Annotated in this window: 13 protein-coding genes; 8 read left to right on the top strand and 5 right to left on the bottom strand. The window is 70.6% G+C overall.

Features of this window, described 5'->3' with window-relative positions:
* Positions 1-771, bottom strand: a 771-nt coding sequence (locus MVA01S_RS16390) for an SDR family NAD(P)-dependent oxidoreductase (RefSeq protein WP_255251701.1), incomplete at its 3' end; no start/stop codon positions are given.
* Positions 772-929: 158 nt separating this feature from the next.
* Between MVA01S_RS16390 and MVA01S_RS16385 the strand changes: the two genes are divergently transcribed.
* From MVA01S_RS16385 to MVA01S_RS16375, 3 genes are all read left to right on the top strand, one after another.
* On the top strand, positions 930-2,297 hold the full coding sequence (locus tag MVA01S_RS16385) for an acetyl-CoA C-acetyltransferase (protein ID WP_390176168.1): 1,368 nt from the start codon (positions 930-932) through the stop codon (positions 2,295-2,297).
* A 143-nt stretch (positions 2,298-2,440) separates the two neighbouring features.
* Complete coding sequence (locus tag MVA01S_RS16380; protein WP_003933946.1) at positions 2,441-3,376, top strand: TIGR03564 family F420-dependent LLM class oxidoreductase; 936 nt, start codon at positions 2,441-2,443, stop codon at positions 3,374-3,376.
* Positions 3,377-3,564: 188 nt separating this feature from the next.
* Complete coding sequence (locus MVA01S_RS16375) at positions 3,565-3,840, top strand: hypothetical protein (protein ID WP_003933947.1); 276 nt, start codon at positions 3,565-3,567, stop codon at positions 3,838-3,840.
* A 66-nt stretch (positions 3,841-3,906) separates the two neighbouring features.
* On the opposite strand, the gene MVA01S_RS16370 is transcribed toward MVA01S_RS16375, so the two are convergent.
* Positions 3,907-5,742: an acyl-CoA dehydrogenase gene (locus MVA01S_RS16370; RefSeq protein WP_003933948.1), complete on the bottom strand. Its 1,836-nt coding sequence runs from the start codon at positions 5,740-5,742 to the stop codon at positions 3,907-3,909.
* Positions 5,743-5,981: 239 nt separating this feature from the next.
* On the opposite strand from MVA01S_RS16370, the gene MVA01S_RS16365 reads away from it, so the two are divergent.
* A complete protein-coding gene (locus tag MVA01S_RS16365) occupies positions 5,982-7,070 on the top strand; it encodes an NAD(P)H-dependent amine dehydrogenase family protein (protein WP_040543255.1) in 1,089 nt (362 codons plus the stop codon).
* On the opposite strand, the gene MVA01S_RS16360 is transcribed toward MVA01S_RS16365, so the two are convergent.
* Both MVA01S_RS16360 and MVA01S_RS16355 read right to left on the bottom strand, forming a co-directional pair.
* Positions 7,067-7,858 (bottom strand): SDR family oxidoreductase, encoded by a 792-nt coding sequence (locus tag MVA01S_RS16360; RefSeq protein WP_003933950.1) that lies wholly within the window; start codon positions 7,856-7,858, stop codon positions 7,067-7,069. The two genes, MVA01S_RS16365 and MVA01S_RS16360, sit on opposite strands and share 4 nt — an antisense overlap.
* An 84-nt stretch (positions 7,859-7,942) precedes the next feature.
* A complete protein-coding gene (locus tag MVA01S_RS16355; protein WP_060941640.1) occupies positions 7,943-18,910 on the bottom strand; it encodes a type I polyketide synthase in 10,968 nt (3,655 codons plus the stop codon).
* A 234-nt stretch (positions 18,911-19,144) separates the two neighbouring features.
* Between MVA01S_RS16355 and MVA01S_RS16350 the strand changes: the two genes are divergently transcribed.
* The 4 genes from MVA01S_RS16350 (at position 19,145) to pe (ending at position 26,637) form a co-directional block, all read left to right on the top strand.
* On the top strand, positions 19,145-20,566 hold the full coding sequence (locus MVA01S_RS16350) for a condensation domain-containing protein (RefSeq protein WP_003933889.1): 1,422 nt from the start codon (positions 19,145-19,147) through the stop codon (positions 20,564-20,566).
* 24 nt (positions 20,567-20,590) lie between these two features.
* Positions 20,591-23,581 carry an MMPL/RND family transporter gene (locus MVA01S_RS16345; protein ID WP_003933890.1) on the top strand — a complete coding sequence of 997 codons (2,991 nt, stop codon included), beginning with the start codon at positions 20,591-20,593 and terminating at the stop codon, positions 23,579-23,581.
* 88 nt (positions 23,582-23,669) lie between these two features.
* Entirely contained in the window at positions 23,670-25,397 is a 1,728-nt protein-coding gene (locus tag MVA01S_RS16340) for an AMP-binding protein (RefSeq protein WP_003933891.1), read from the top strand.
* A 106-nt stretch (positions 25,398-25,503) separates the two neighbouring features.
* Complete coding sequence (pe, locus tag MVA01S_RS16335) at positions 25,504-26,637, top strand: acyltransferase PE (RefSeq protein ID WP_003933892.1); 1,134 nt, start codon at positions 25,504-25,506, stop codon at positions 26,635-26,637.
* Positions 26,638-26,645: 8 nt separating this feature from the next.
* Here the strand turns inward: pe and MVA01S_RS16330 are convergent.
* The coding region (locus MVA01S_RS16330; RefSeq protein ID WP_174538945.1) for a GAP family protein at positions 26,646-26,982 on the bottom strand (337 nt) is incomplete at its 5' end.

The raw sequence follows: 26,982 nt of genomic DNA, 5'->3' as shown, positions 1-26,982 counted from the left end.
CCCGCCGATCTTGGTGGCCACCTCGGACAGCGGCTCGGCAGCCTGCTCGACATCGACCGCGATGACCTTGGCTCCGTCGCGGGCGAACACCTCCGCGATCGTCGCGCCGATGCCCCGGGCGGCGCCGGTCACGACCGCGACCTTGCCGTCGAGTGGGCGGTCCCAGTCGGGCGGCGGGGTCGCGTCGGCGGCGCCGACCCGGAACACCTGGCCGTCGACGTAGGCCGACTTGCCCGACAGCAGGAACCGCAGCGTCGACTCCAGGCCGGTCGCGGCGGGCTTGGCGTCGGCGGACAGGTACACCAGGGCTGCGGTCGAGCCGTTGCGCAGTTCCTTGGCCAGCGAGCGGGTGAAGCCTTCCAGTGCGCGCTGCGCCGTGCGGGCGTGCACGCTCGCGGTCTCTTCGGGAGTGGTGCCGATGACGACGACGCGGCCCGAGTGGCCGAGATTGCGCAGCAGCGGGGTGAAGAACTCGTAGAGCCCCTTGAGGTCCGCGGGGTCGGTGAGCGCGGTGGCGTCGTAGACCAGGCCGCCGAACGAGTCGGCCCAGCGCCCGCCCAGGTTGGCGGAGACCACGTCGTAGTCGTCGGCCAGCGCGGCGCGCAGCGGTTCCACCACCCGGCCCGCCCCGCCGATCAGCAGTGAACCGCTCAGTGGTGGCTCGCCCTGCCGGTAGCGGCGCAGCTGTTCGGGCTGCGGCACACCTAACTGCTTGGCGAGGAACGAGCCAGGACCGGAGTTGACGACCTGGGAGAGGAGATCGGAAGCCACGGCGCTGCCTTTCTGATGACCTGGAGGAGATCTGGGTAGTTCTAGTGCGACGGTGAAGGGGTTACCCAGCACTGTCGTATCCATCACGAACTTACTCCAGAGTAAGAACGGTGGGTAGTATGACCCTCGACACCTCATCAGCAAGCCGGGAGACAGACGTGGCTGAGACTTCAGAGACCGCAGCGACCTCAGAGACCGCAGCGACCTCACAGACGGCGGGGACCGGGACGGCCGCGGGGACCACCCGCCGGGTGGCCGTCCTCGGCGGCAACCGGATCCCGTTCGCCCGTTCCGACGGCGCCTACGCCAGGGCGTCCAACCAGGACATGTTCACCGCGGTGCTGGACGGCCTGGCCGAGCGCTTCAACCTCAAGGGCGAGAAGCTCGACGCGGTCATCGGTGGTGCCGTGCTCAAGCACAGCCGGGACTTCAACCTGATGCGCGAATGCGTGCTGGGCAGCTCGCTGTCGTCCTACACGCCCGCATTCGACCTGCAGCAGGCCTGCGGCACCGGGCTGCAGGCGGCGATCGCCGCGGCCGACGGCATCGCGCGGGGGAGATACGACGTGGCGGCGGCCGGCGGTGTCGACACCGCCTCGGACGCGCCGATCGCCTTCGGTGACGACCTCCGCCAGGTGCTGTTGGGACTGCGGCGGGCGCGATCCAACGTCGAGCGGCTCAAGCTCGTCGGCAAGCTGCCGGCATCGCTGGGCGTGGAGATCCCCGTCAACAGCGAGCCGCGCACCGGCATGTCGATGGGGGAGCACGCGGCGGTGACCGCCAAGGAGATGGGCATCAAGCGCGTCGACCAGGACGAGCTGGCCGCGGCCAGCCACCGCAACATGGCCGCCGCCTACGACCGCGGGTTCTTCGACGATCTGGTCACCCCGTTCCTCGGGCTCTACCGCGACAACAACCTGCGGCCGGACTCGTCGCCGGAGAAGCTGGCCAAGCTCAAGCCGGTGTTCGGGGTGCGCAACGGCGACGCGACGATGACCGCGGGCAACTCCACCCCGCTGACCGACGGCGCGTCGGTCGCGCTGCTGGCGTCCGAGGAGTGGGCCGCGCAGCGCTCGATCCCGGTGCTGGCGTACTTCGTCGACGGCCAGACCGCGGCGGTCGACTACGTCAACGGCCGCGACGGCCTGCTGATGGCGCCCACGTACGCGGTGCCGCGGCTGCTGGCCCGCAACGGCCTGACGTTGCAGGACTTCGACTTCTACGAGATCCACGAGGCGTTCGCGTCGGTGGTGCTGGCGACGCTGGCGGCGTGGGAGTCCGACGAGTACTGCAAGGAGCGGCTCGGCCTCGACGGCGCCCTCGGCAGCATCGACCGGTCCAAGCTCAACGTCAACGGCTCGTCGCTGGCCGCCGGGCACCCGTTCGCCGCCACCGGCGGTCGCATCGTCGCGCAGCTGGCCAAGCAACTCGCGGAGAAGAAAGCCGAGACCGGACGCCCCGTGCGCGGCCTGATCTCGGTCTGCGCCGCAGGTGGGCAGGGTGTGACCGCGATCCTGGAGGCCTAGAGAAGTTTCTGAGAAAAACTTTCTCCGGGCGCTGTAACGCCTTTGGAGACAGCGCCGATACAGGGGATAGCTCCGTGTTGCCGTCTGACCCCCCGACCCGACGGCAACACGGGGCTCTTACTTTCAGCCCCTAGTTTGAGGGCATGCAGATCAGCATGTTCGGACAGCTCAGCGCCCTCAGCGGCTTTCAAGACAACGCGATCGACGCCACCGTGGCCTACCTCGCCGAGCTCCGTGACGAGGGCTTCGCCCGGGTCTGGATCAGCCAGTTGCCCTACGAACCCGACCTTCTCACCGTGCTCGCGGTCGCGCTGCGCGAGGTCGACACCATCGAGGTGGCCAGCGGTGTGGTGCCGATCCAGAACCAGCACCCGATGCAGATGGCCCAGCGCGCCCTGACCGTCAGCCTGGCCTCGCAGGGCCGTTTCCTCCTCGGGCTGGGCATGACGCACGCGGCGGTCACCGAAGGCATGTGGGGCATCCCGTGGGACCGGCCGGTGCGCAGGCTCAACGAGTACCTCGACGGGTTGCTGCCGCTGCTGGCCGGCGAACCCGCGGACGCCGCCGGCGAGACCGTGACCACCCGCGGCGCGCTGGTCATCCCCGGTGCGCCGAGACCCGAGGTGTACATCGCCGCGCTGGGCCCGCAGATGCTGCGGGTGGCGGGCCGCCGCACGCAGGGCACCTGCACCTGGATGACCGGACCCGCGACGCTGCGCGACCACGTCAGCCCGACCCTGCGCCAGGCCGCCGCCGACGCCGGGCGCCCCGACGCGGTGCGGGTCGTCGCGTCGCTGCCGGTGGCCGTCACCGACGACGTCGACGGGGTGCGCAGGCAGGCCGCCGAACAGTTCGCCGTCTACGGCACGCTGCCGTCCTACCGCGCGATGCTGGACCGGGAGGGCTACGCGGGTCCGGAGGACGCCGCGATCATCGGTGACGAGGCCACGGTGCGCGACCGGCTCACCGAACTGCGGGAAGCAGGCGTCGACGAGTATGTCGGCGCGGTGTTCGACAGCTCGGCCGACGGGCGGGCCCGCACACGCGCGCTGCTCCGCGACCTCCGGCAGACGGCCTGAAAAAAGCCGAGGGCAACCCCTGTTACCCGCCTCACACCGGGGGTAGCATCGAAGGCACGACGGGTTCGGGAGTGACTGAATCGAAGAGCCGGTAAGGGATGAAAGCCGGTCGCGCGACCCACATGAGACGCGCCCAGAAGTCCTCCCGAACCCGCCCTTTGTGCCCGGACCCCGGTACAAAGTAGGCCATGACGGTCCTCGGGATTCTGCAGCTTCTCACCTTCGTGGCGTTCCTCGGACTGCTCGTCTACTCGGCTGTCGTTCCCCGCGAGGCGAACCCCGCCAAACGCGCCCGCCAGACCCGGTTGTACTCAGGAGCGGCGATGGTCGCCGGCGCCGCGTTCTTCGCCGCGCTGGCCGCCGACCGGTTCGGCTGGTCCCGCTACGCGCTGGGCGTCGTCGCACTGGCTTTCCTGGCCGCGGGTCTAATCGCCGTCACCAGGAGTCGGCGCGCCGAGAAATGACCCCGGAACGCAAGAAGCCCCCGGGAAGAGTCCGGGGGCGTCTCGGGGCCGAAGCGGGAAAGGGGATCAGAAAGCCGCTTCGTCCAGTTCCATGACCTCGTTGTCGAGGTTCTCGATGACCGACCGGGTGCTGGTCAGCAGCGGCAGGAAGTTCTTCGCGAAGAACGACGCGACCGCGACCTTGCCCTCGTAGAACGCACGGTCCTCGCCGGTGGCACCGGCGTCGAGCTTGTCGATCGCCACCGCGGCCTGCTTCTGCAGCAGCCAGCCGAGCACCAGGTCACCGACGCTCATCAGGAAGCGCACCGAGCCCAGGCCCACCTTGTAGATGCTCTTGGGGTCTTCCTGCGAGGCCATCAGGTATCCGGTCAGCGACGCGGCCATGCCCTGGACGTCCTCCAGCGCGGTGGCCAGCAGCGCGCGCTCGGCCTTGAGGCGGCCGTTGCCGGCCTCGGCCTTGACGAACTGCTCGATCTGGCCGGCGACGTGTGCCAGGGCGACACCCTTGTCGCGGACGATCTTGCGGAAGAAGAAGTCCTGCGCCTGGATGGCCGTGGTGCCCTCGTACAGCGAGTCGATCTTGGCGTCGCGGATGTACTGCTCGATCGGGTAGTCCTGCAGGAAGCCGGACCCGCCGAGGGTCTGCAGGCTCTCGGTGAGCTTGGCGTACGCCTGCTCCGAGCCCACGCCCTTGACGATCGGCAGCAGCAGGTCGTTGACCTTGACCGCGAGGTCGGGCTCGATCCCGTACAGCGTCTTGGCGACCTCGGCGTCCTGATGCGTGGCGGTGTACAGGTACAGCGCGCGCAGGCCTTCGGCGTAAGCCTTCTGGGTCATCAGCGAGCGACGCACGTCCGGGTGGTGCGTGATGGACACGCGCGGCGCGGTCTTGTCGGTCATCTGCGTCATGTCGGCGCCCTGGACCCGCTCCTTGGCGTACTCCAGCGCGTTCAGGTAACCGGTGGACAGGGTGGCGATGGCCTTGGTGCCCACCATCATCCGGGCCTGCTCGATGACGTCGAACATCTGCGCGATGCCCTCGTGCACCTCGCCGACCAGCCAGCCCACGGCCGGCACGCCGTGCTGGCCGAGTGACAGCTCGCAGGTGGCCGAGATCTTCAGGCCCATCTTGTGCTCGACGTTGGTGACGAACACGCCGTTGCGCTCGCCGGGCTCGCCGGTCTCGGGATCGAAGTGGAACTTCGGCACGAAGAACAGCGACAGGCCCTTGGTGCCCGGGCCTGCGCCCTCGGGGCGGGCCAGCACCAGATGCATGATGTTCTCGAACAGGTCATCGGAGTCGGCGGAGGTGATGAACCGCTTCACGCCGTCGATGTGCCACGTGCCGTCGGGCTGCTGGACGGCCTTGGTGCGTCCGGCGCCCACGTCGGAGCCGGCGTCCGGCTCGGTGAGCACCATGGTCGAGCCCCAGCCACGGTCGGCGGCGAGCTTGGCCCACTTCTTCTGCTCCTCGGTGCCGAGGTGGTAGAAGATGTCGGCGAATCCGGCGCCCATCGCATACATGTACACGGCGGGGTTGGCGCCCAGGATGTGCTCCTGGATGGCCCAGAACAGCGCGCGCGGCATCGGCGTCCCGCCGAGCTCCTCGTCGACGCCGATCTTGTCCCAGCCGCCTTCGAGTACGGCGCGTACGGACTTCTTGAACGACTCCGGCAGCGTCACGGTGTGCGTCTTGGGGTTGAAGACGGGCGGATTGCGGTCCCCGTCCTCGAACGATGCGGCGACCGGACCCTCGGCGAGGCGGGCCATCTCGGCCAGCATCTCGGCGGCGGTGTCGGCGTCCAGGTCGGAGTAGCTGCCCTGGCCGAGCGTCTTGTCGACACCCATCACCTCGAACAGGTTGAACACCTGGTCCCGAACGTTGCTCTTGTAATGGCTCACGGGTTCCTCCTCGTCGAGAACGCCACCTGCGGTTGGGTACTTGCGGCTAAGTTACCCACCAGTAACTGCGTGAAACTATACCGCCCGGTAACTTCAACGCAAGGCAAGTGTGGGCAATTTCCCGAGCTGCACCAACCGGGCGGTTGGCCGGGGCGCCTTTACGCTCACCGTCCCACCCGTGAGCTGCGATTTCTCCGCTCTGTGATCATGCTCACTATCGGTCCCGTTAGGGTGTCGAGATGCGTGCGGCGACCGCGGTGGCGGTATGGGGGACAGGCAACATGGGGTCGACCGCGATCCGGTCCGTCACGGCCTTTCCCGGCCTCGAACTGACCGGTGTCCTGACGTCTTCCGAGGACAAAGCCGGCCGGGACGCCGCGTCCTTCGCCGGCCTGTCCGCGCCGACCGGGGTCGTGGCCGGCACCGACGTGGACGCGGTGCTGTCGCGCTGCGACGCTGTCGCCTACATGGCCTCCGGGGACATCCGGCCCGAGGAGGCGCTCGCCGACATCGAGCGCTGCCTGCGCGCGGGCGCCCACGTCGTCACCCCGTCGCTGTACTCGCTCTACGACCCGCGCTCGGCCCCGCCGGAATGGCTGGACCGGCTCACCGCGGCCGCGGCCGACGGCGGAGCCGCGCTGCTGGTCAGCGGTGTCGACCCGGGCTGGGCCAACGATGCGCTCGCGGTCACCGCGGCCGGGCTGTGTACCCGCATCGACACCATCACCTGCCAGGAGATCTTCGACTACTCGACCTACGACCAGCCCTACGCGGTGCGGGTCTCCTGCGGATTCGGCGCCCCGATGGACGAGACCCCGATGATGCTGCTGCCGACCGTCCCGACCATGGTCTGGGGCGGCAACATCCGGCTGATCGGCCGCGGCCTGGGCCTGGAGATCGACGAGATCACCGAGGAGGTCGAGCGGCTGCCGCTCGAGGAGTCCGTCGACACCGTGATGGGCCGCTTCGAGAAGGGCACGCAGGGCGCCTTCTTTCTCCGCGTCGTCGGCTGGTCCGGCGGCCGGCAGCGCGTCGTCGTCGAGCACATCACCCGCATCGACCCGGGCTGTGCACCGCACTGGCCCCAACCCGATCAGGGGGTCGGCGATCACCGCGTCATCGTCGACGGGGACCCGCAGCTGACGATCGTGACCCGCGCCGACGTGCCGGGCGGCACCCGCGCCGACGGCGGCAACACCACCGCCGCCAACCGGCTGCTCGGCGCGATCAGCTGGCTGGCCGACCAGAAACCCGGTGTCTACGACGGGCTCGACGTGCCGCTGCACCCGCCGCTGCCGCCGGAGGTGGAAGCCACCCGCTGGACCTAGCTGCCGGCCAGGGCCTTGTTCACCATCCGGGTCAGCCAGCCGGGACAGAAGCGGGAGCCGAGCGCCAGGGCCTTGGCCTGCGCGCCGACCGGGAAGTGGACCTGGTGCACCAGGCGCCGCGGCCATGCGGCGTCGACGGCGGCGACGATGTCGTTCGCGATGTCCTGCGCGGTCAGCCGGATGCCGAGCGACTGCGTGGTCCCGGTCTTGATGTCCTTGGTCATCGCGGTGTTGACGTACAGCGGCCACATGTCGATGACGCGGATCCCGTCGCGGGCCCACTCCAGGTCGAGGGCCTCGGTGATCGCCCGGACGAAGAACTTGGTGGCGCTGTAGTCGGCGAGCTCGGCCTGCCCGTAGATCGCCGACGCCGACGACAGGTTCACCACGACCGCCCCGGGGGTCTTCTTCAGGTACGGGAACGCGGTGTGCAGACCGTTGACCACACCCTTGACGTTCACGTCGATCTCCCGCTGATGCGCGGCCAGCGGGATCTCCGCGAAGCGCCCGGCGTGCAGCAGCCCCGCGTTGTTGATCAGCACGTCGAGCCGTCCGCCCGCGGCGTCGACGAACTCGGCGAGCCGCTGCGCGACCTCGTCGGCGTCGGTGACGTCGAGATGCCCGACGGCCGACCTGCCGCCGACCGCGGCGATGTCGGCGGCCAGCAGTTGCAGACCGTGCTCGTCGATGTCGTAGCCGCCGACCAGGTAACCGCGCTGGGCGAACAACAGTGCCGTCGCCCGTCCGATCCCGGTGGCCGCACCCGTGATGAACACTGATTTCGCCATGCCCGCTCCTCGGTCAATTCAGCTGCCGCACCGCGAGATTCACGCAGCGCGCATGTCCGGCAGGCTACCCGGCCACCCGAGGTCTCAGACAGCCTCCTCCGGCACAGGGTCGGCCTCGGCGTCGGAGGTGGGGGCGGTGTCGCTGTCGGCGTCGGGCAGCTGGCCCACCAGGTACTCGGCCAGGCCGCCGAGGGTCGGGTAGTCGAAGACCGCGGTGGCGTTGATCGTGAACGCGCCACCGAACTGACTGTGCAGCCGGTTGCGCAGCTCGATCGCCATCAACGAGTCCGTGCCCAGGTCCAGGAAGCGGCTCGACGCCGCAGGCGGTTGGGCCAGCCGCAGGAAGTTCTGCACCTCGCGCTGCAGGAACTCGGTCACGAACCCGGCACGCTGAGCCACCGGGATCTCCTGCAGCTGACGCAGCAGCTCGCTGTCGCCGGTGATCTCCCCTTCGGGGCGCGGCAACACCAGGTCCAGGATCGGCGGCCGCGAGCTGCCCAGCACCTTGGCCGCGCGCTGCCAGTTGGCCTTGATCACGGCGGCCTGGCCGGTGCCGTTGGCGACCACCTCGGCGAGGGCGCCGAGTGCTGCGGACGGCTCCAGCGGGATCAGGCCCTGGGCGGTGATGTTGGCCGTCGCCGCCTCCGAGGAGGCCATGCCGCCCCTGGCCCACGGGCCGAAGTTCACCCCGGTGGCGGGCAGGCCCTGCGCTCTGCGCCGGGCGACCAGACCGTCGAGGAACGCGTTGGCCGTCGCATAGTTGGCCTGACCCGGGGAGCCGAACAGGCTGGACACCGACGAGGACACCAGGAAGAAGTCCAGGTCGTCGTCGCGGGTCAGGCGGTCCAGATGATCGGCGCCGAATGCCTTGGGCGCGAGCGTCTTCCGGAACCGGTCCAGGTCCTGCTGGGACAGCAGCGCGTCGTCGAGCACGCCTGCCAGATGTGCCACCCCGGCCAGCGGCGGCAACTCCGCGCGGATGCGTTCCAGCAGCGCGGCGACCTCGGCCTCGTCGCCGACGTCGGCGGTGAACACGTGCACGCGGCACTTGTGCCGCTCGGTGATCTCGTCGATCACCTGCCGGGTGTCCGCGCCGGGGGCGTGCCTGCCCGTCAACACGATGTCCCCGGCGCCGAGGTGGGCCAGGTACGCCGCGGTGTGCAGACCGATCGCGCCCATCCCGCCGGTGATCAGGTAGCTGCGGTCGGCCCGCGGCTGCAGGGGTTCGGGGATCTGGCAGACGATCTTGCCGATGTGGCGGGCCTGCTGCATGCGGCGGAACGCGGCCCTGGCCTCGGTGAGCGGGTAGACCTCGGCAGGCAGCGGCTTCCACTCGCCCCGGCCGAGGCCGTCGGACACCTCGGTCAGCAGGCTGCGGATGCGTTCCGGGTCCTGCAGCGTGGTGACGTCCAGCGCGACGATCTCGTAGGCGATGTCGGGACGGACAGCCGCCATCTGCTCGGGTGTCCAGATGTCGCGCTTGGCGATCTCGGCGAACCGGCCGTTGCGGGCGGTCGCCCGCACCGTCGCGTCGACGAACCCGTCGTTGGTCAGGCTGTTGAGCACCACGTCCACGCCCGCACCGTCGGTGTCGGCCAGGATCTGGTCGGCGAAATCGGTGGTGCGCGAGTCGTACACGTACTGCACACCCATCGCGCGCAGCGTCGCTCTCTTGTAGGTGCTCGCGGTCGCGAACACCGTCGCGCCGTGCTGCTGGGCCATCTGGATGGCGGCCAGCCCGACGCCGCCGCTGGCGGCGTGGATGAGCACCCGGTCGCCGGGTTTGACCTGCGCCCAGTCGAACGCCAGCCGGGTGGTCAGCGCCGCGGCCGGGATGGTCGCGGCCTCCACCGCACTGATCCCGTCGGGGATCGGGGCCAGCAGCTGGGCCGGCACGTTGAACCGGCTGGCGAACGCACCCTGCATGAACCCGTAAACCCGTTGCCCGACATCGAGTCCAGCCACCCCGGCGCCCAGATGCGTCACCGTGCCGGCGAAGTCGCCGCCGATCGGCCCGGGATCGCCCGGGTACAGGCCCAGGACGTTGAGCACGTCGCGGAAGTTCAGGCCCGCGGCCTCCACCCGGACCTGCACATACCCCTCGGGCGGTGGCGCCACCTCTGTCTCGGTGAGCCGCAGGTTGTCGATGGCGCCGCGTTCGGTGGGCGCCAGCGCGAAGTCGGCCGAGCGCGGCACGGTCAGGTGCCCGCTGCGCGCCCACGGCAGTAACCGGGAGGCCAGCATCTTGCCTTGGCGCAGTGCGACTTCCGGCTCGTCGGGCGGCGCGGCCAGCAGCCCGGCCAGCATGCGCGCCGCCTCCGGTGAGTCGTCACAGTCCACCAGCCGGCAGCCCAGCCCGGGCTCCTCGTTGGCGGCGGTCCGGCCGAAGCCCCACAGCGCCGCCTGCACCGGGTCGACCGGCTCGCCGGATTCACAGGCCACGCCCCGGTCGGTGACGATCCACAGTCCGCCCGGCAGCTTCACCGAGCCGCCCTGGACGGTGTGCACGGCGCTGAGCAGGTGGGCGATCTCGGCCTCGATCCGAACGGCGACCTCGGCATCCGAGGTGCCGCGCGCGTCGGCGCGCCAGACGACACCGGCGAACGGCACCCCCCGGTCGTGCGCGTCGGCCAGCACGGCTCCGAGCGGTTCGGTGTCGCCGTGCTGCGCCGGGATCGCGCCGGGCAGGACGGCAGCCAGCTCGTCGAACCCGGCGACCAGCCAGGTGCCGCCGGGCGTCGCCGCTGCGTCGTCGCCAACCGGAACCTCGTGCCAGCCCAGCGTGTAGAGCAGCCGGGTGGCGTCCCCGCCGAGACCGCGCAGCAGCGCCTCCCGGGGAGCGCGTTTGACGGTGAACTCGCGGATGCCGCCGAGCAGGCGGCCGTCCCGGTCGACGAAATCGAGGTCGAACACCTGGGTTTCGCTGTCGAGCGGGGCGGCATGCCAGCGTGCCCGGCAGTAGAACCGCCGCGGCATCTTGTCCGCCAGCATCACCTGCCCGTACCGCAGCGGCAGGAACAGGTCGTTGACGCCCTGTTCGGCGGCAAGCAGCGCCGGGAACGCGGGGAACGCGACGCCGGTGCACAAGTCCATCAGCACCGGGTGCATGGGCTCGGTGGCCAGCTGCTCGGCCAGTTCCTCGCCGACGAGGATGTCGCCGATCGCCTCGCCCTCGCCGAGCCACAGCGCCTTCAACGAGCCCGACCAGGTCGGCCCCCAGACCAGCTCCAGATCGGCGAAGGTCTCGAACAGGTCCTGCGGACGCATCCGCTCCAGCCGCTCGATCGCCTCGTCGACGGGCTCGTCGGAGCCCGCCGTGGCGTCCCCGGCGCCGGACAGCACGCTGCCCTCGGCGTTGAGCGCCCATTCGGCGTCGCGCACCCCGTAGGGCCGGCTGTGCACCTGGAACTTCCACGAGCCGCCTTCGGACAGCGGCCGCAGCGTCAGCTGCACTTCGCGGGAACTCTTCTCGGGCAAGATGATCGGCTCGTAGAAGAAGACGTCGTCGGCGTGCGCCGGGGTACCGACCGCGGCCAGCGCCATCGCCGCGTACGTCGCACCGGGCACCACGACGGTGCCGTAGATGACGTGGTCGGCCAGCCACGGCTGCGACTTGACGGACAGCCTGCTGGTGTAGACGACCTCGCCGGAGGCCAGGTCCTTGCCGCCGCCGAGGATGCCGGAGGTGGGCCCGGTCGAGCCCATCCCGCCGTCCATCGCCATGCCGGAGGTCTTGGGCCAGAACCGGCGGCGCTGGAACGGATAGGTGGGCAGGACCAACCGGCTTCCCGGGTGGGCGTGCAGCGCGGCGAAGTCGGGCCGGTGGCCGCCGACGTAGGCCCCGGCCAGCGCGTCGGCGATCTGGCGCCGGTCATCGATGCCCTTGCGGAGCGACACGATCGCCCGCGGGGCTGCCAGGTGTTCCGGCCAGACCTGCACCGCGGCCCCCGTGAGCACCGGCTGCGGCCCGATTTCCATCAGCACCGTGCAACCGAGCGCGGCCACCGTGCGGACGCTCTCGGCAAACTGCACGGGTTGGCGCGAATGTTTGCGCCAGTACGCGGCGTCGAGCGGGGTCTGGGCGGTCAGCACCGCCCCGGTGCGGTTGCACACCAGCGGCACGACCGGCGGCGCGTACCCCAGCTGCCCGGCGTAGGCCTCGAACTCGTCGAGCACCGGATCGAGCAGTTCGGAGTGGAAGGCGTGGCTGGTCTCCAGCCAGGTGCAGCGGATCCCGTCTCCGGCGAACCGGGCGACGAGCGCTTCAAGCTCCTCGCCCGGACCCGACAGCACGGTGTTGGGTCCGTTGTAGGCGGCCACCGAGACCCGCGGCTGGTCGGCGGCGAGTTGTTCGACGAGTTTGGCGTCGGTGAACACCGCCACCATCCGGCCGCCCTCGGGGAGACTGCCGAACATCCGGCCGCGCTCGGCCATCAGCCGGGCGCCGTCTTCGAGGCCGAACACCCCGGCCACGCACGCCGCGGCGTACTGACCCACGCTGTGGCCGAGGACCACGTCGGGCTCGACGCCCCACGACTGCCACAGCCGTGCCAGGCCCATCTCGACGGCGAACAGTGCCGGCTGGGCGAACCCGGTGTGCCGCAGACGTTCTCCGGCCTTGCCCGCGGTCTCGCGGTCGGTGGCGAAGACGACCTCGGTCAGCGGCAGCGGAAGCAGGTCCTCGACGGCCTCGGCGCACCGCGTCACCGTCTCGGCGAAAACCGGTTCGGTGGCGAACAATTCGCGCGCCATCCCCGGGTACTGGCTGCCCTGTCCGGTGAACAGCCACGCCGTGGTGGGACGGTTCACCTGGTCGCCGCGCAGCACGCCGGGCCGCAACCGGTTCTCGGCGAGCTCGGCCAGGCCCTGGCGGGCCGAGTCGACCGAATCCACCACCAGCGCGGCGCGGTGCTCTAAGTGCGAGCGGCCGGCGCCCGCGGTCAGGCACACCTGGGCCAGGTCGGCCTCGGGCCGGGCGGTCAACCAGTCCTGGTAGCGCTGCGCGAGCGCCACCAACGCTTCCGGTGACCGCGCCGACAGCGGCAGCACGTGCACCGGCTGCTCACCAGTGCCCGGTTCGGTGCCGGCGTCCCCGTCGGTGACGGGCGCGGGCCGCGCCGGCGCCTCCTCGACGATCACGTGCGCGTTCGTGCCGGTGAACCCGAAGGAGCTGACACCGGCCCGCCGCGGGCGCCCGTCGCGGTGCCACGGCCTTGCCTCGTCGACGACCCGCACCGGCAGAGAGTCCCACGGGATGTGCGGTGACGGGTTCTCGAAGTGCAGGCTCTTGGGCAGCATCCCGTGCTGCAGGGACAGCACCACCTTGATCAGACCGGCTGCGCCGGAGGCGGATTCGAGGTGGCCGATGTTGCTCTTGACCGAACCCATCAGTAGCGGCCGGTCGGCGTCGCGGGAGCCTCCGTAGGCGGCCGCGGCGGCCTGGACCTCGATCGGGTCGCCCAGCGGGGTGCCGGTGCCGTGCGCCTCCAGGTAGTCGACGTCGCCGCCGGTCAGCCCGGCACGGGCCAGCGCGGTGCCGATGAGCCGTTGCTGCGCACCGCCGTTGGGGACGGTCAGGCCGCTGGAGGCGCCGTCCTGGTTGACCGCGCTGGCCGGGATGACCGCACAGATCCGGTCGCCGTCGCGTTCGGCGTCGCTCAACCGCTTGAGCACCAGGATGCCGCAGCCTTCGCTGCGGACGTAGCCGTCGGCGGACGCGTCGAAGGTCTTGCACCGCCCGACCGGGGACAGCATCCGGGCGCGGGAGGCGGCGACCACCGTCACCGGGCTCAGCAGCACGTTCACCCCGCCGGCCAGCGCCATGTCACAGTCACCGGACTGCAGCGCCTGACACGCCTGGTGCACCGACACCAGCGCCGAACTGCACGCGGTGTCCACGGCCACCGCCGGGCCCTCCAGGCCCAGCGCGAACGCGACCCGGCCGGAGATCGCGTTGAGCGCATTGCCGGTGATGAAGTGCGGCTCGATCTTGTCGATCGACTCCGACGACAGCAGGTGCGCGTACTCGTTGGCGGCCACGCCGACGAACACGCCGGTCCGGCTGCCGCGCAGCGTGGCCGGTGCGTACCCCGCCCTCTCCAGGCCCTCCCAGACGGTTTCGAGCATCAGCCGCTGCTGCGGCTCGATCCAGACCGCCTCGCGCGGGGAGATGCCGAAGAACTCGGGGTCGAAACCGTCGATGCCGTCCAGGAATCCGCCGAAGCGGGTGTAGGTCTTGCCCGGCGCGTCGGGGTCGGGATCGTAGAACTCGTCGATGTCGAACCGGTCCTCGGGCACCTCCCTGATCGTGTCGACACCACCGGCCAGCACCTCCCAGAAGGCTTCCGGGTCGGGCGCACCGGGGAACCGGCAGGACACCGCGACGATCGCGATCGGATCGTCGGTGCGGGTCATCACCGACACCGTCGGGCGTGCGGGGGCGGCCTGCTCGGCCAGCCCGAGCACCTCACCCAGGAGGTAGTCGGCCACATCGGACAGCCGGGGATGATCCATCGCCAGCGTGGCGGGAATCTCCTTGCCTACCCCCTGTTCGATCCGCCGGCGCAGCTCGACGGCCATCAGCGAGTCCATGCCGAGGTCGAAGAACCCGGCGTCCTCACGGATTTCGGCTGTGTCGACGCGGGTGATCTCGGCGACCGCGTCGCGCAGGTAGTCGGTCAGCAGTTTCCGGCGTTGTTGGACAGGGGCTTCGGTGAGCCGGTCGACCAGCGGGGTCGTGCCGGACGGGGTGGGGGCGGCAGAGGTGTCGGGCACCTCGCGGTCGAGTTCGGCCAGCAGCCCGCGCCGTCCCGTCTGCTGGTAGAGCGGCAGGAACCGGGCCCAGTCGATGCGCGCCACCACCGTCTGGGCGGTGTCGGCCGAGGTGGTCGCGTCGGCGAGCCCGGCCAGCGCGTCGGCCGGCGACAGCGTCCGGATGCCGCGCTGGGCCAGCCGGTCCCGGGACTGCGCGTCGGCCATCCCCGCCGACCACGGACCGAAGTTGACGCTGAATCCCTGGATGCCCAGTTCGCGCAGGCGCCAGCACATTCCGTCGAGGAACGCGTTCGCCGCGCCGTAGGAGCTCTGGCCGTACCCGCCCCACACCGACGCGATCGAGGAGGTGCTGATGAAGAAGTCCAGTGGCAGCTCGGCCGCTGCCTCGCTCAGATGCCAGGCGCCCCAGACCTTTCCGGCGAAGACGCGGTCCACCTCGGCGTCGTCGACCTCGGCCAGTGCGGTGGTGCCGATCTCGCCGGCGGCATGCACGATGCCGGCCAACGGCGGCAGCTCCGCGGCCACCTCGGCCAGCAGCCGGGCCACGGCGTGGGCGTCGGCGACGTCGGTGGCCGAGACCCGGATCTCGCAACTGTGCTGTTCCCGCAGCGCGTCGATGCGCTGCTGGGCTGCCTGGCCGGGGGCGCGCCGACTGGTGAGCACCAGGTGCCTGGCACCGTGGGCAGCCAGGTGGCCGGCGATCTCCAGCCCGATCGCACCGAGCCCACCGGTCACCAGATACGTGGCATCGCTGCGCAATTGCAGCGGAGTCAGGTTCGGCGTCCCGGTCCGGCGGACCAGTCGCGGCACGTAGACGGTCCGGTCGCGCAGCGCCATCTGGTCTTCCCGGACCGCCGAGTCCGGCGCGGCCAGTCGGTCGAGCAGTCCGGTCCATTCCTCGGTGGTGCATCCGGCCAGATCAACCAGCCCGCCCCACAGGTGCGGGAGTTCCAGCGCCGCGGCCCGGCCGAATCCCCACAGCGCGCTCTGATCCGGTGCGACGGTGTCGGAGTCGACGACACGCTGCGCGCCCCGCGTCACCAGCCAGATCGGGGTGCGCAGTTGTGCGGCGGCCGCGGCGCGGAACAGCCTGCGGGTGCCGCCCAGGATGCGGTGCTGCATCCGCAGCAGCGACCGCATCGACGGCGCGGTGTCGGAGTCCAGCGCGGCGACGTGCAGGATGCGCAGCTCCGGATCGTCGGTGGCCGCGGCGCGCAGCGCGTCGGCGAGTTTGATCTCGTCCGCCTCCGACATCGGCAGCCCGACCATCTGGTGGCGGTGCCCGTGGGCGGACAGCACGTCGAGCAGCGGGCGCACCGCATCGCTGTCGTCGCCGACCACGATCCAGCCGGTGGCGGACCGGGCGGGTGTGGCAGCGCTCTGCTCCCATCGGATCTGGTAGCGGTCACCGGCCACCGACTGGCCGGCGCGCTGCTGATTGTGTTGTGCAGCAAGCCTGTTCAACACGTCCAGGGTGTTCGCGTCGAGCCCCGGGCCGTCCAGCAGCGTGGCGAGCTCTTCGATCCGGCCGTCCTCCAGGAGTCGGACGGCCTCGGTGCGGGCGGCCGCCGGCTGTGGCGACGCGCTACGGTCGCGGTGGTCGGAGAACCAGTACTGGCGGTGCTCGAACGGGTAGGTCGGCAGGTCGAGCTTGCGTGCGTGCGTCCGCCGCAGCGCGGTGAAATCCGGGACGTGGCCCAGCACGTACGCGTCGGCGAGCGCCTCGGTGATCTGGCGGTGGTCGGCGATGTTGCGGCGCAGCGAGGCGACCACCCGGGGGGTGTCGGCCGGGCCGGGCCACGCCCCGAGTGCGGCGGCGGTCAGCACCGGACGGGGCCCGATCTCCAGCAGCAGCTTGCAGTTCAACTGGGCCAGGGTCTGCACGCTCTTGGCGAACTCCACCGGTTGGCGGGCGTGCCTGCGCCAGTAGGGGCCGTCGAGCTTCACGCTGCGGCCCAGTGCGGCGCCGGTGCGGTTGTCGACCAGGATCCGTTGCGGGGCGGCGAACGTGAACTGCTGTGCGTAGGCCTCGAATTCGTCGAGGATCGGGTCCAGCAGCGCCGAGTGGAACGCGTGGCTGGTGTCCAGCCAGTCGCAGCGCACGCCGTCGGCCGCGAGCACCGTCACTGCGCGCTCCAGATCGGCTGCCGGACCGGACAATACGGTGTTGGTGCCGTTGTAGGCGGCGACCGACAGGCTCGGGAAGTCGTCGGCGACCGCTTCGGCCCGTTCGGCGGCGGTGAACACCGCGACCATCCGCCCGCCCGCAGGCAGGCTGCCGAACAGCCGGCCGCGCTCGGCCATCAGCCGGGCCCCGTCGGTGAGGCTGAACACCCCCGCGACGCACGCCGCGGAGTACTGGCCGACGCTGTGGCCGAGCACCACGTCGGGTTCGAAACCCCAGGACTGCCACAACCGGGCCAGGCCCATCTCCACGGCGAACAGCGCGGGCTGTGCGTACGCGGTCTGCCGCAGGGTCTCGTCGGCGTCCGGGCCGTCGACGTCGAATATCACGTCCAGCAGCGGCTTTTCGAGCACGTCGGCGATCGCGTCGGCGCACCGGCGCACAGTGTCGGCGAACACGGGCTCGGTGTCGAACAGCTCGCGGGCCATGCCGGGATACTGGCTGCCCTGACCGGTGAACAGCCACGCGGTCTTGGGCGCCTCGTAGGATTCGCCGCGGACCAGGCCGGGGGCCGGGCGGTCGTCGGCCAGCGCCCCGAGCAGCTCGACCGCCGATTCCCGGGTGTCGGCGACCACCGCAGCGCGGTGCTCGAGGTGGGCCCGGGCCGCGCCTGCGGTCAGACACACGTCGGCCAGGGTGGCCTCGGGGTGGGCGTGCAGCCAGTCGCGGTACCGGCCGGCCAGCTGCGTCAGTGCGGCGGGCGTGCGCGCCGACAGCGGCAGGAGCTCGAACCGCCCCGCCGGTCCCGGCTGGCCCGTGGGCGCCGCGGGATAATCGGGTGCCTCTTCGAGGATGACGTGCGCGTTGGTCCCGGCGAACCCGAACGAGCTGACGCCGGCGATGCGGGGCCTGTCGGTGCGCTCCCAGGGCGTCGTCTCCTCGACCACCTGCACCGCGAGCCGGTCCCACGGGATGTGCGGCGACGGCTTCTCGAAGTTGAGGTGTTTGGGCAGCGTCGCGTGTTCGAGCGCGAGCACCACCTTGAGCACGCCGGCGATACCGGCCGCCGCCTCCAGGTGCCCGATGTTCGTCTTGGCCGAGCCGATCAGCAGCGGCCGTCCGGGTTCGCGTCCGGCGCCGAGCACCGCGCCCGCGGCCTGAACCTCGATCGGGTCGCCCAGCGAGGTCCCGGTGCCGTGCGCCTCCAGGTAACCGACGTCGGCTGGTTCGACACCGGCCCGGCGCAGCGCATCGGCGATAACCTGCTGCTGGGCAACACCGTTGGGTACCGTCAACCCACCCGACGCGCCGTCCTGGTTGACCGCGCTGCCGCGGATCACGGCCCGGATCCGGTCTCCGTCGGCGACCGCGTCCTCGAGCCGCTTGATCACGATGACACCGCATCCCTCACCGCGCACGTAGCCGTCGGCGGCCGCGTCGAACGTCTTGCACCGCCCGTCCGGTGCGAGCATGTGCGCGCTGGAGAACGTGATCATCGTCGCCGGGGTGAGCAGCACGTTGGCGCCGCCGGCCAGCGCCATGTCGCACTCGCCCAGTTGCAGCGCCTGACACGCCTGGTGGATGGCCACCAGCGACGAGCTGCACGCGGTGTCCACGGCGACCGCGGGGCCCTGCAGGCCCAGCCGGTAACTGATCCGGCCCGCCGCGGCCGCGCTGGACGTCCCGATGGCCATGTAGGCCTCGATCTCGGGATAGGTCAGCTCGTCGGACGCCATCCCGAGGTAGTCGTGGGTGGCCAGGCCGACGAAGACGCCGGTGTTGCTGTTGGCCAGCGAGGTCGGCGAGGTGCCGGAATGCTCCACGGCGCGCCACGCCGTCTCCAGCAGCAGGCGGTGCTGCGGGTCCATCAATCGGACCTCGCGGGTCGACATGCCGAAGAACGGCGCGTCGAAGCCGCTCACGTCGTCGACGAATCCGGCGCGGCGGGTGACCACCTTGCCGGGCACCCCCGGTTCCGGGTCGAAGAAATCGTCGACGTCCCACCGGTCGGCGGGCACCTCGGAGATCGCGTCGCGGCCCTCGCGCAGCACCTCCCAGTAGCTGTCGGCATCCGGAGCGCCCGGGAACCGTGCGGCATAGCCGATGATCGCGAACCGCGGGGCCGGTCCGTTCGGTTGCTCGCCGGATCCCATGCGGTGACCTCCTTGCCTCGACGGGGACGTGACCCCGCGGGACAACTGTCGCGCCTGATGATCCACTTCCCCCGACGGACACTATGGCACGGGGCACCGCTGCGTGTGGTGTTGCCGGCAGGGGATATCGGCGACGCGCGGCAACAGCGGCCCGTCCCGGGATATGTTGTTCCGGCAATGGCCGATGCCGCCCTCCCGGGAGCGGTACGGCGGAGAAGTTCGGAGGGTCAGGTTTTGCGCATCGGCAAGATCACGGTTGGCGCACTTGACGAATGGTCGCTCAGCCCGGGCGCGGTGACGTCGTGGCATCCGACGGCGGAGGCGGTCGACAAGGCGCGCCGGGCGCCGCTCAGCCCGGTTCCGGTCAGCTACATGCAGGGCCAGCATCTCCGCAATTTCTGCGAGCGGACCGCCGCAGGTCTGACCTTCTCCCGGCAGATCATCGCCAGCTGCGAGGTGCCCGGTCACTGCGACGTCGCGGCGATGGATCACGCGGTGAACGCCTACCTTCGCCGGCACGACACCTTCCGCAGCTGGTTTGCCCAGGGCGAGGACGGCGGGTTCGTCCGGCACGCGCTGCAGGACCCGGCCGACATCGAGTTCGTGCCGGTCGACCACGGCACCCTGACGGTCGAGCAGATCCGCGCGCACGTGGTGGACATCCCGAGCCCGCTGGAGTGGGGTTGCTTCACGTTCGGGGTCATCCAGAACGACGACCACTTCACCTTCTTCGCCGCGATGGACCACGTGCACGGCGACGCCACGCTGATCGGCACCACGATGCTGGAGGCCAACGGCATGTACTCGGCGCTGAGCGGAGGCGGGCAGGCGCTGATGCTTCCCGACGCGGGCAGCTTCGACGACTTCTGTGTGCGCGAACGCGCGCACACCGCGGCCCTGACCGCGGAGTCGCCGGAGGTACAGGCCTGGATCGACTTCGCCGAGAACAACAGCGGTGGCTTCCCCGAGTTCCCGCTTCCGCTGGGCAACCCGCACGAGGCCACGCGCAGCGACATGGCCTCCGAGATGCTGCTGGACACCGCGCAGACGGAACGTTTCGACGCCGCCTGCGCCGCGGCGGGCACCCGGTTCGTCGGCGGCCTGTTCGCGTGCATGGCCCAGGTGGAGCACGAGCTGACCGGAGCGCTGACGTACTACGGCCTGACACCGCGGGATTCGCGCGCCGCCGGCGACAATTTCATGACCCAGGGCTGGTTCACCGGGCTGATCCCGATCACCATCCCGATCGGTGCGGCGTCGTTCGCCGAGGCCGCCGGGGCGGCGCAGACCGCGTTCGACTCGAACCTGAACATGGCCAAGGTGCCGTACTACCGGGTGCTGGAACTGGCGCCCTGGCTGAAATGGCCGCAGCCGAACTTCCCGGTGTCGAACTTCCTGCACGGCGGCGCCGCCCCGCTCAACGCGATCCTCGCCGCCGCCGACATGGGGCTGGCCAACAACATCGGCATCTATCCGGACGGCCGGTTCTCGTATCAGCTCACCGTGTACATCTTCCGGTACGGCGAAGGCACCGCGATGGCGATCATGCATCCGGACAATCCGGTCGCCGCAAAGTCGGTGGCCCGCTACATGTCGGCGATGAGGACCGTGTCCGCACAGGTCGCCGACACCGGGAATTGGGGCCGCGTCGCATAACGTGGCGGCGGGGGTGAGGGCGATATGCGACGGCTAGCCGATGTGGTGGTGCGGTGGCCCTGGGCGGTGATCGGCGTCTGGGTGGCGCTGGCGCTCGCCCTTCCGTTGTCGTTCCCGTCCCTCGGCGAGATGGCGGAGAAGCATCCGCTGGTCATCCTGCCCGCCGATGCGCCGTCGAGTGTGACGGCGACCAGGATGGCCGAGGCGTTCCAGGAACCGGGGTCGGACAACCTGCTCGTCGTCGCGTTCATCAACGAGGGCGGTCTGCGGCCGGCCGACGAGGTGACCTACCGCGACGTGGTGGACGCGTTGCGCGACAACGTCACCGACGTGGTGTCGGTGCAGGACTTCGTCAGCACCCCGCAGCTACGGCAGTTCCTGACCAGCGAGGACAAGACCACCTGGGTGCTACCGGTCAGCCTGGAGGGCGAGCTGGGCACTCCGCGGGCCTTCGACTCCTTCAACCGGGTCGCCGACGTCGTCAAGCACAACGTCGGCGACGGGCCGCTGCAGGTGTATCTGACCGGGCCGGCGGCCACCGTCGCCGACCTCACCGTCGCCGGTGAGCAGGACCGCCTGCCCATCGAGATCGCGATCGCGGTGCTGGTGCTCGGCGTGCTGCTGCTGGTCTACCGCAGCGCGGTGACCATGCTGCTGCCGCTGGTCACCATCGGCTCGGGGCTGCTCATCGCCCAGGGTGTGGTGGCCGCCTACTCGCAGCTGACCGGCGCGGGTGTCTCCAACCAGTCCATCGTGTTCCTCAGCGCGATCATGGCCGGTGCCGGAACCGATTACGCGGTGTTCATGATCAGCCGCTACCACGACTATCTCCGCGCAGGCGCGGACTTCGACCGGGCGGTGAAGTCGGCGATCATCTCGATCGGCAAGGTCATCACCGCGTCCGCGGCCACCGTGGGCATCACGTTCCTCGTCATGAACTTCGCCGAGATGGGCGTGTTCAAGACGATCGGGGTGTCCGCGGCGATCGGCATCGGCGTCGCCTACCTGGCCGGGATGACGCTGCTGCCCGCGATCCTGGTGCTCGCGGGACCGCGCGGCTGGGTCAAGCCGCGCCGCGAACTGACCTCCCGGTTCTGGCGGCGGTCGGGCATCCGCATCGTGCGCCGGCCGGTGCCCCATCTGGTGGCCAGCGTGCTGGTGCTGCTGCTGCTGGCCGGCTGCGCGATCTTCGCGCAGTTCAACTACGACGACCGCAAGGCCGTCTCGGCGTCGGCGCCGAGTTCGGTGGGTTATGCCGCGCTGGAGCGGCATTTCCCCATCAGCCAGTCGATCCCGCAGTACATCCTGGTGCAGTCGCCGCGCGACCTGCGCAGCCCGCAGGCACTGGCGGATCTGGAGCAGATGGCCTCGCGCATCGCGCAGCTTCCGGACATCGCACTGGTCAGCGGGGTGACCAGGCCGCTGGGCGAGGTGCCCGCGGAGTTCCGGGCCACCTTCCAGGCCGGCATCGTCGGTGACCGGTTGGCCGCCGGGTCCGCCCAGATCGGCGAGCGCACCGAGGATCTGGACACGCTCGCCGACGGCGCCACGACCCTGGCCGACACGCTCGGCGACGTGCGCGTCAAGGTCAACGAGATCGCGCCGAGTCTGCAGACCCTGCTCGACGCGGTCACCAGGGTGCGCGTCGAGTACGGCGGAGACAGACTGGTGCGCGACGTCGAGACCGCGGCCAAGCTGGTGCAGAGCGTCAACGAGCTCGGCCTGTCGATGGGCATCAACTTTCGCGCGGTCCGGGACATGTTCGGCTGGATCGGCCCGGTCCTGACGGCATTGCACGGCAACGCGGTCTGCGACGCGAACCCGTCCTGCGTGAACACCCGGATGCAGTTCGAGCGGCTGATGGACGCGCGCGAGGACGGACGGCTGGAGCGGATCAACACCCTGGCCGGCGACCTGGAGGGGGTCAACGACACGCAGTCGCTGAACCAGACGGTGAAGACGTTGAACGCGGCGGTGACCGACATCGTCAAGGCCGTCGACGACCTGGGCCTGGATTCCCCGGGCGGTGCGCAGGCCGGTCTGCGTGATGTCCGGCAGGGCGCCGACCGGCTGGCCGGCGGCAGCCGCCAGGTCGCGGGCGGGGTCGACGAACTCGTCGAGCAGATCAAGGTGATGGCCGCCGGGCTCGACCAGGCCTCGACGTTCCTGTTGACCATGCGCAACGACGCGGCGGCGTCGTCGATGGCCGGGTTCAACATCCCGGCCGAGGTGCTGGGCGCAGTCGAGTTCCAGAAGGCCGCCGAGGCGTTCATCTCGCCGGACGGCCACTCCGTGCGGTACCTGGTGCAGACCAAGCTGAACCCGTTCAGCCCCGAGGCGATGGACCAGGTCAACACCATCGCCGACATCGCCGAAGGGGCCCAGCCGAACACCACGCTGGCCGAGGCGACGATTTCGATGGGCGGGTTCCCGGCCTCGCTGCGCGACACCCGCGACTACTACGAACGCGACATCCGGTTCATCATCATCGTCACGCTCATCGTGGTGCTGTTGACGCTGGCGCTGCTGCTGAGGTCGGTGATCGCCCCGCTGTACCTCGTCGGTTCGGTGGTGCTGTCCTACTTCGCCGCGATCGGCATCGGGGTGTTGGTGTTCCAGATGCTGCTCGGCCAGGAATTGCACTGGAGCGTGCCGCCGTTGGCGTTCGTGGTGCTGGTCGCGGTCGGCGCCGACTACAACATGCTGTTCGTGTCCCGGCTGCGCGACGAGTCTCCGCACAGCGTGCGGTACGGGGTGATCCGCACCCTGAGTTCCACCGGCGGGGTGATCACCGCCGCGGGCCTGATCTTCGCCGCGTCGATGGCCGGGCTGCTGTTCGCCAGCATCGGCATCGTGATCCAGGGCGGTTTCGTGATCGGGGTGGGAATCCTGTTGGACACCTTCGTCGTCCGCACCATCACGGTGCCGGCGATCGCCGCGCTGGTCGGGCGCGCGAACTGGTGGCCGTCGAAGGTGACCGAACCCCGCCCGGACCGGGTCGGCGCTCATGGGTGAGGTGTGTGAAACTACGACACGTGCCGGCCGCGGACCCGTCGTGACGTCTTCCTCTTCGTCGACGCCCCCCTCCTCGAGCATCCTGTCGATGCTGCACGGCCGTGCCGGGATGCGGCCCGACGACACCGCGTTCACGTTCACCGACTACCTGCTCGACCCGGCCGGCGTCGCCGAGAGCCTGACGTGGTCGCAACTGGCCCGCCGGACCATGGCCGTGGCGGCGCGGATCCGGCAGCACGGCAACGTCGGTGACCGCGCGGTGATCCTGGCCCCGCAGGGCCTGGAGTACATCCTGGCGTTCCTGGGCGCCATGCAGGCCGGGCTCGTCGCGGTGCCGTTGCCGTTGCCGCCCCGCGGTTCCGGACTGGACCGGCTCGCCCCGATCCTCGCCGACACCGAACCGGCCGTCGTGCTCACCACGTCGGCGGTCGCCGGGGACGTCGAGGACCACCTGGCCCGGTCGCAGCTGGACACCACGCCGCAGATGATCACGATCGACACCCTCGACTTGGACGCGCCGGGCACGGAAACGCTTGCCCCGGTGGACATCCCGGAGATCGCCTACCTGCAGTACAGCTCCGGCTCGACCCGCAGGCCGACCGGCGTGATGATCTCGCACCGCAATCTCACGGTGAACTTCGAGCAGTTGATGCGCAGCTTCTTCGCCGAGTCCCCGCTGCCGCCGGAGGCGACGCTGGTGTCGTGGCTGCCCTTCTACCACGACATGGGTCTGGTGCTGGGCGTGTGCGCGCCGATCCTGTGCGGCCGGCGCGCGCAGCTGACCAGCCCGGTCGCGTTCCTGGAGCGACCGGCCCGGTGGATGCGTGCGCTGGCGGAGAACCCGCACGCGTGGTCGTCGGCGCCGAACTTCGCGTTCGACCTGGCCGCCCGGAAAACCAGCGACGACGATCTGGCCGGACTGGACCTCGGCGACGTGGTGGGCATCATCAGCGGCGCCGAGCGGGTCGCCCCGGCGACCCTGCACCGTTTCGTGGATCGCTTCGCGCACTTCAACTTCCGCGATCACATGATGCGGCCCGCCTACGGGCTGGCCGAGGCGACGGTGTTCGTCGCGACGAGCACCTGGAGCGAGGCCGAGCCGGCGGCCTACTTCGACGCCGCCGAACTGGGGCAGGGCCGGGTCCGGCCGTGCGCACCCGCGCGGGGCGCGGCCGCCGGGACGGTCACCGCGCTGGTCAAGTACCGGGTGCCCGACGCTCCGTCGCTGCGGATCGTCGACACCGTCACCTGCCGTGAGTGCCCGCCCGACTCGATCGGCGAGATCTGGGTGCACGGCGACAACGTCGCCGACGGCTACTGGCGCAAATCACCTGGCGAACAGGAGACTTTCGGCGCGACGCTGGTCGAGCCGTCACCCGGCACCGCGGCCGGGCCCTGGCTGCGCACCGGGGATCTGGGCTTCGTGCACGACGGCGGCCTGTTCATCGTCGGCCGGATCAAGGACCTGCTGATCATCCGTGGACGCAACCACTACCCCGAGGACATCGAGGCCACGGTGCAGGCGATCACGCGCGGCCGGGTGGCCGCGATCGCGGTGCCGGTGCGCAGCACCGAGGAGTTGGTCACGGTGATCGAACTGAAACCGCCGGGGGCGCCCGACGAGCACGCGACGCGCCGGCTCGGCGAGGTCAAGAGCGAGGTCACCGCGGCGATCTCCAACGCGCACGGCTTGAGTGTCGCCGATCTGGTGCTGGTGCCGTCGGGGTCGATCCCGACCACGACGAGCGGCAAGATCCGCCGCGCCGCGTGCGCCGAGCAGTACCGGCAGGACCAGTTCGACCGGCTGGACGCCTGAGTATCCCCACCGCGACCGCTACCGGTGCGCGGGTTCGGGTTTCACTCCGGCGGGCGACCGAACGGGTAAGGTTCGCAGCAGTGCAGTCGAGCGGGCAGGGGAGAGCATGAAGCGGCTGGTCGCGTTCGGCACTGCGCTGACGACACTGGGCGCCGCGGGCTGTCTCGGGTTCGGCGTCGCCGCCGCCGACGACATCGCACCGCCCGTCCCGCCCGTACCCCCGGCCAACACCGACGGTCCGCCGATCGGCACGCCGGGCCGTGCCTACGCGCTCGGCGGCGCGCACGTGCTCGGCATCCCGTACGACGAATACATCATGCGCACCGGCGCGGACTGGTTCCCGGGGCTGGACCGGCAGATCGTCGACTACCCGGCCGGGCAGGTCCAGGGCCACACCCTGGAACGGCTGTTCCCGGGCATCGGCAGGCTCGACGACTCGTTCCCCGGCCTGGGCATCGACGGACCCAGCGTCGGCGAGTCGGTCGACGTCGGCTCACCCGACACCATCAAGGCGATCCGGGAGGGTGGCCCCGGCACCGCGATCGGCCTGTCCGAGGGCGCGATGGTGCTCAACGACGTTCAGGCCCGGCTGGCCTACGACCCGGCCGCCCCGCCGCCGGACCAGCTGAGCTTCGCGATGTACGGCGACCCGGTGGCCCGGCACGCGTTCGGCGAGAGCTTTCTGACCCAGGTGTTCCCGGTCGGCAGCGTCGTCCCGTCGCTGGACTACCGGATCCCGCCGCCGGTCGAAAGTCAGTACGACACCTACCAGTTCGTCTCGGCCTACGACAGCATCGCCGACTGGCCGGACCGGCCGGACAATTGGATCTCGGTCGCCAACGCGATCGTGGGTCTGGCCACCGGCCACACCGCGGTGGCGTTCACCGAGCCGAGCATGGTGCCGCCGCAGAACATCCGGACCACCGTCAACTCCAGGGGCGCGAAGACCACGACGTACCTGATCCCCGAGGAGCACCTGCCGCTGGTGCTGCCGTTCAAGTACCTCGGGGTGGACCAAGAGACGCTGATCGAGCTCGACCGGGTGCTCAAACCGTATGTGGACGCCGGCTACTCGCGCCACGACGACCCGCTGACCGCGCCGATCACCGTCGACCCGGTGAACGGCTACGACCCTGCCGAGGTCACCGCGCCCGCCACCCAGGCCGCGTTCGGCGGTGAGGCGGACCCGGTGTCGCAGTTGCTTTCCGGGTTGCAGTACGTGCTGAACAACCCGCCGTAACCCGCCCGCTACAGCCCGGCGAACCCGACCGCGAGCAGCACGCAGCCCACCGCGGCCAGCAGCAGCGACACCCCGCGGCGGCCCTGCGCCCGCACCCACTCGTACAGCCCCGACAGCGCCGCGCGGGTGCGCTCCGGAGCCACCAGGTAGCACAGCAACGGAATCTCCACGAGCGCGAATGCGACCACGTTGAACAGGATCAGCGCGCCGAACTGCACCCCGGCGGCCGCGCCGGACGCGACGATCAGGGCGAGCGCGGCCAGGTAGTCCACCGACGGCAGCGCCAGACCCAGGCCCGCGACGCCGGCCGTCCACAGCGACCGGCCGTCGAGCAGCTGCCGCGCC

The organism is Mycolicibacterium vaccae NBRC 14118 = CIP 105934 (genome assembly GCF_001552715.1).
In the GTDB taxonomy this organism is placed as follows: domain Bacteria; phylum Actinomycetota; class Actinomycetes; order Mycobacteriales; family Mycobacteriaceae; genus Mycobacterium; species Mycobacterium vaccae.
The sequence above is the reverse complement of the archived record's forward strand: the minus strand, read 5'-3'. Positions and strand labels throughout refer to the sequence as shown.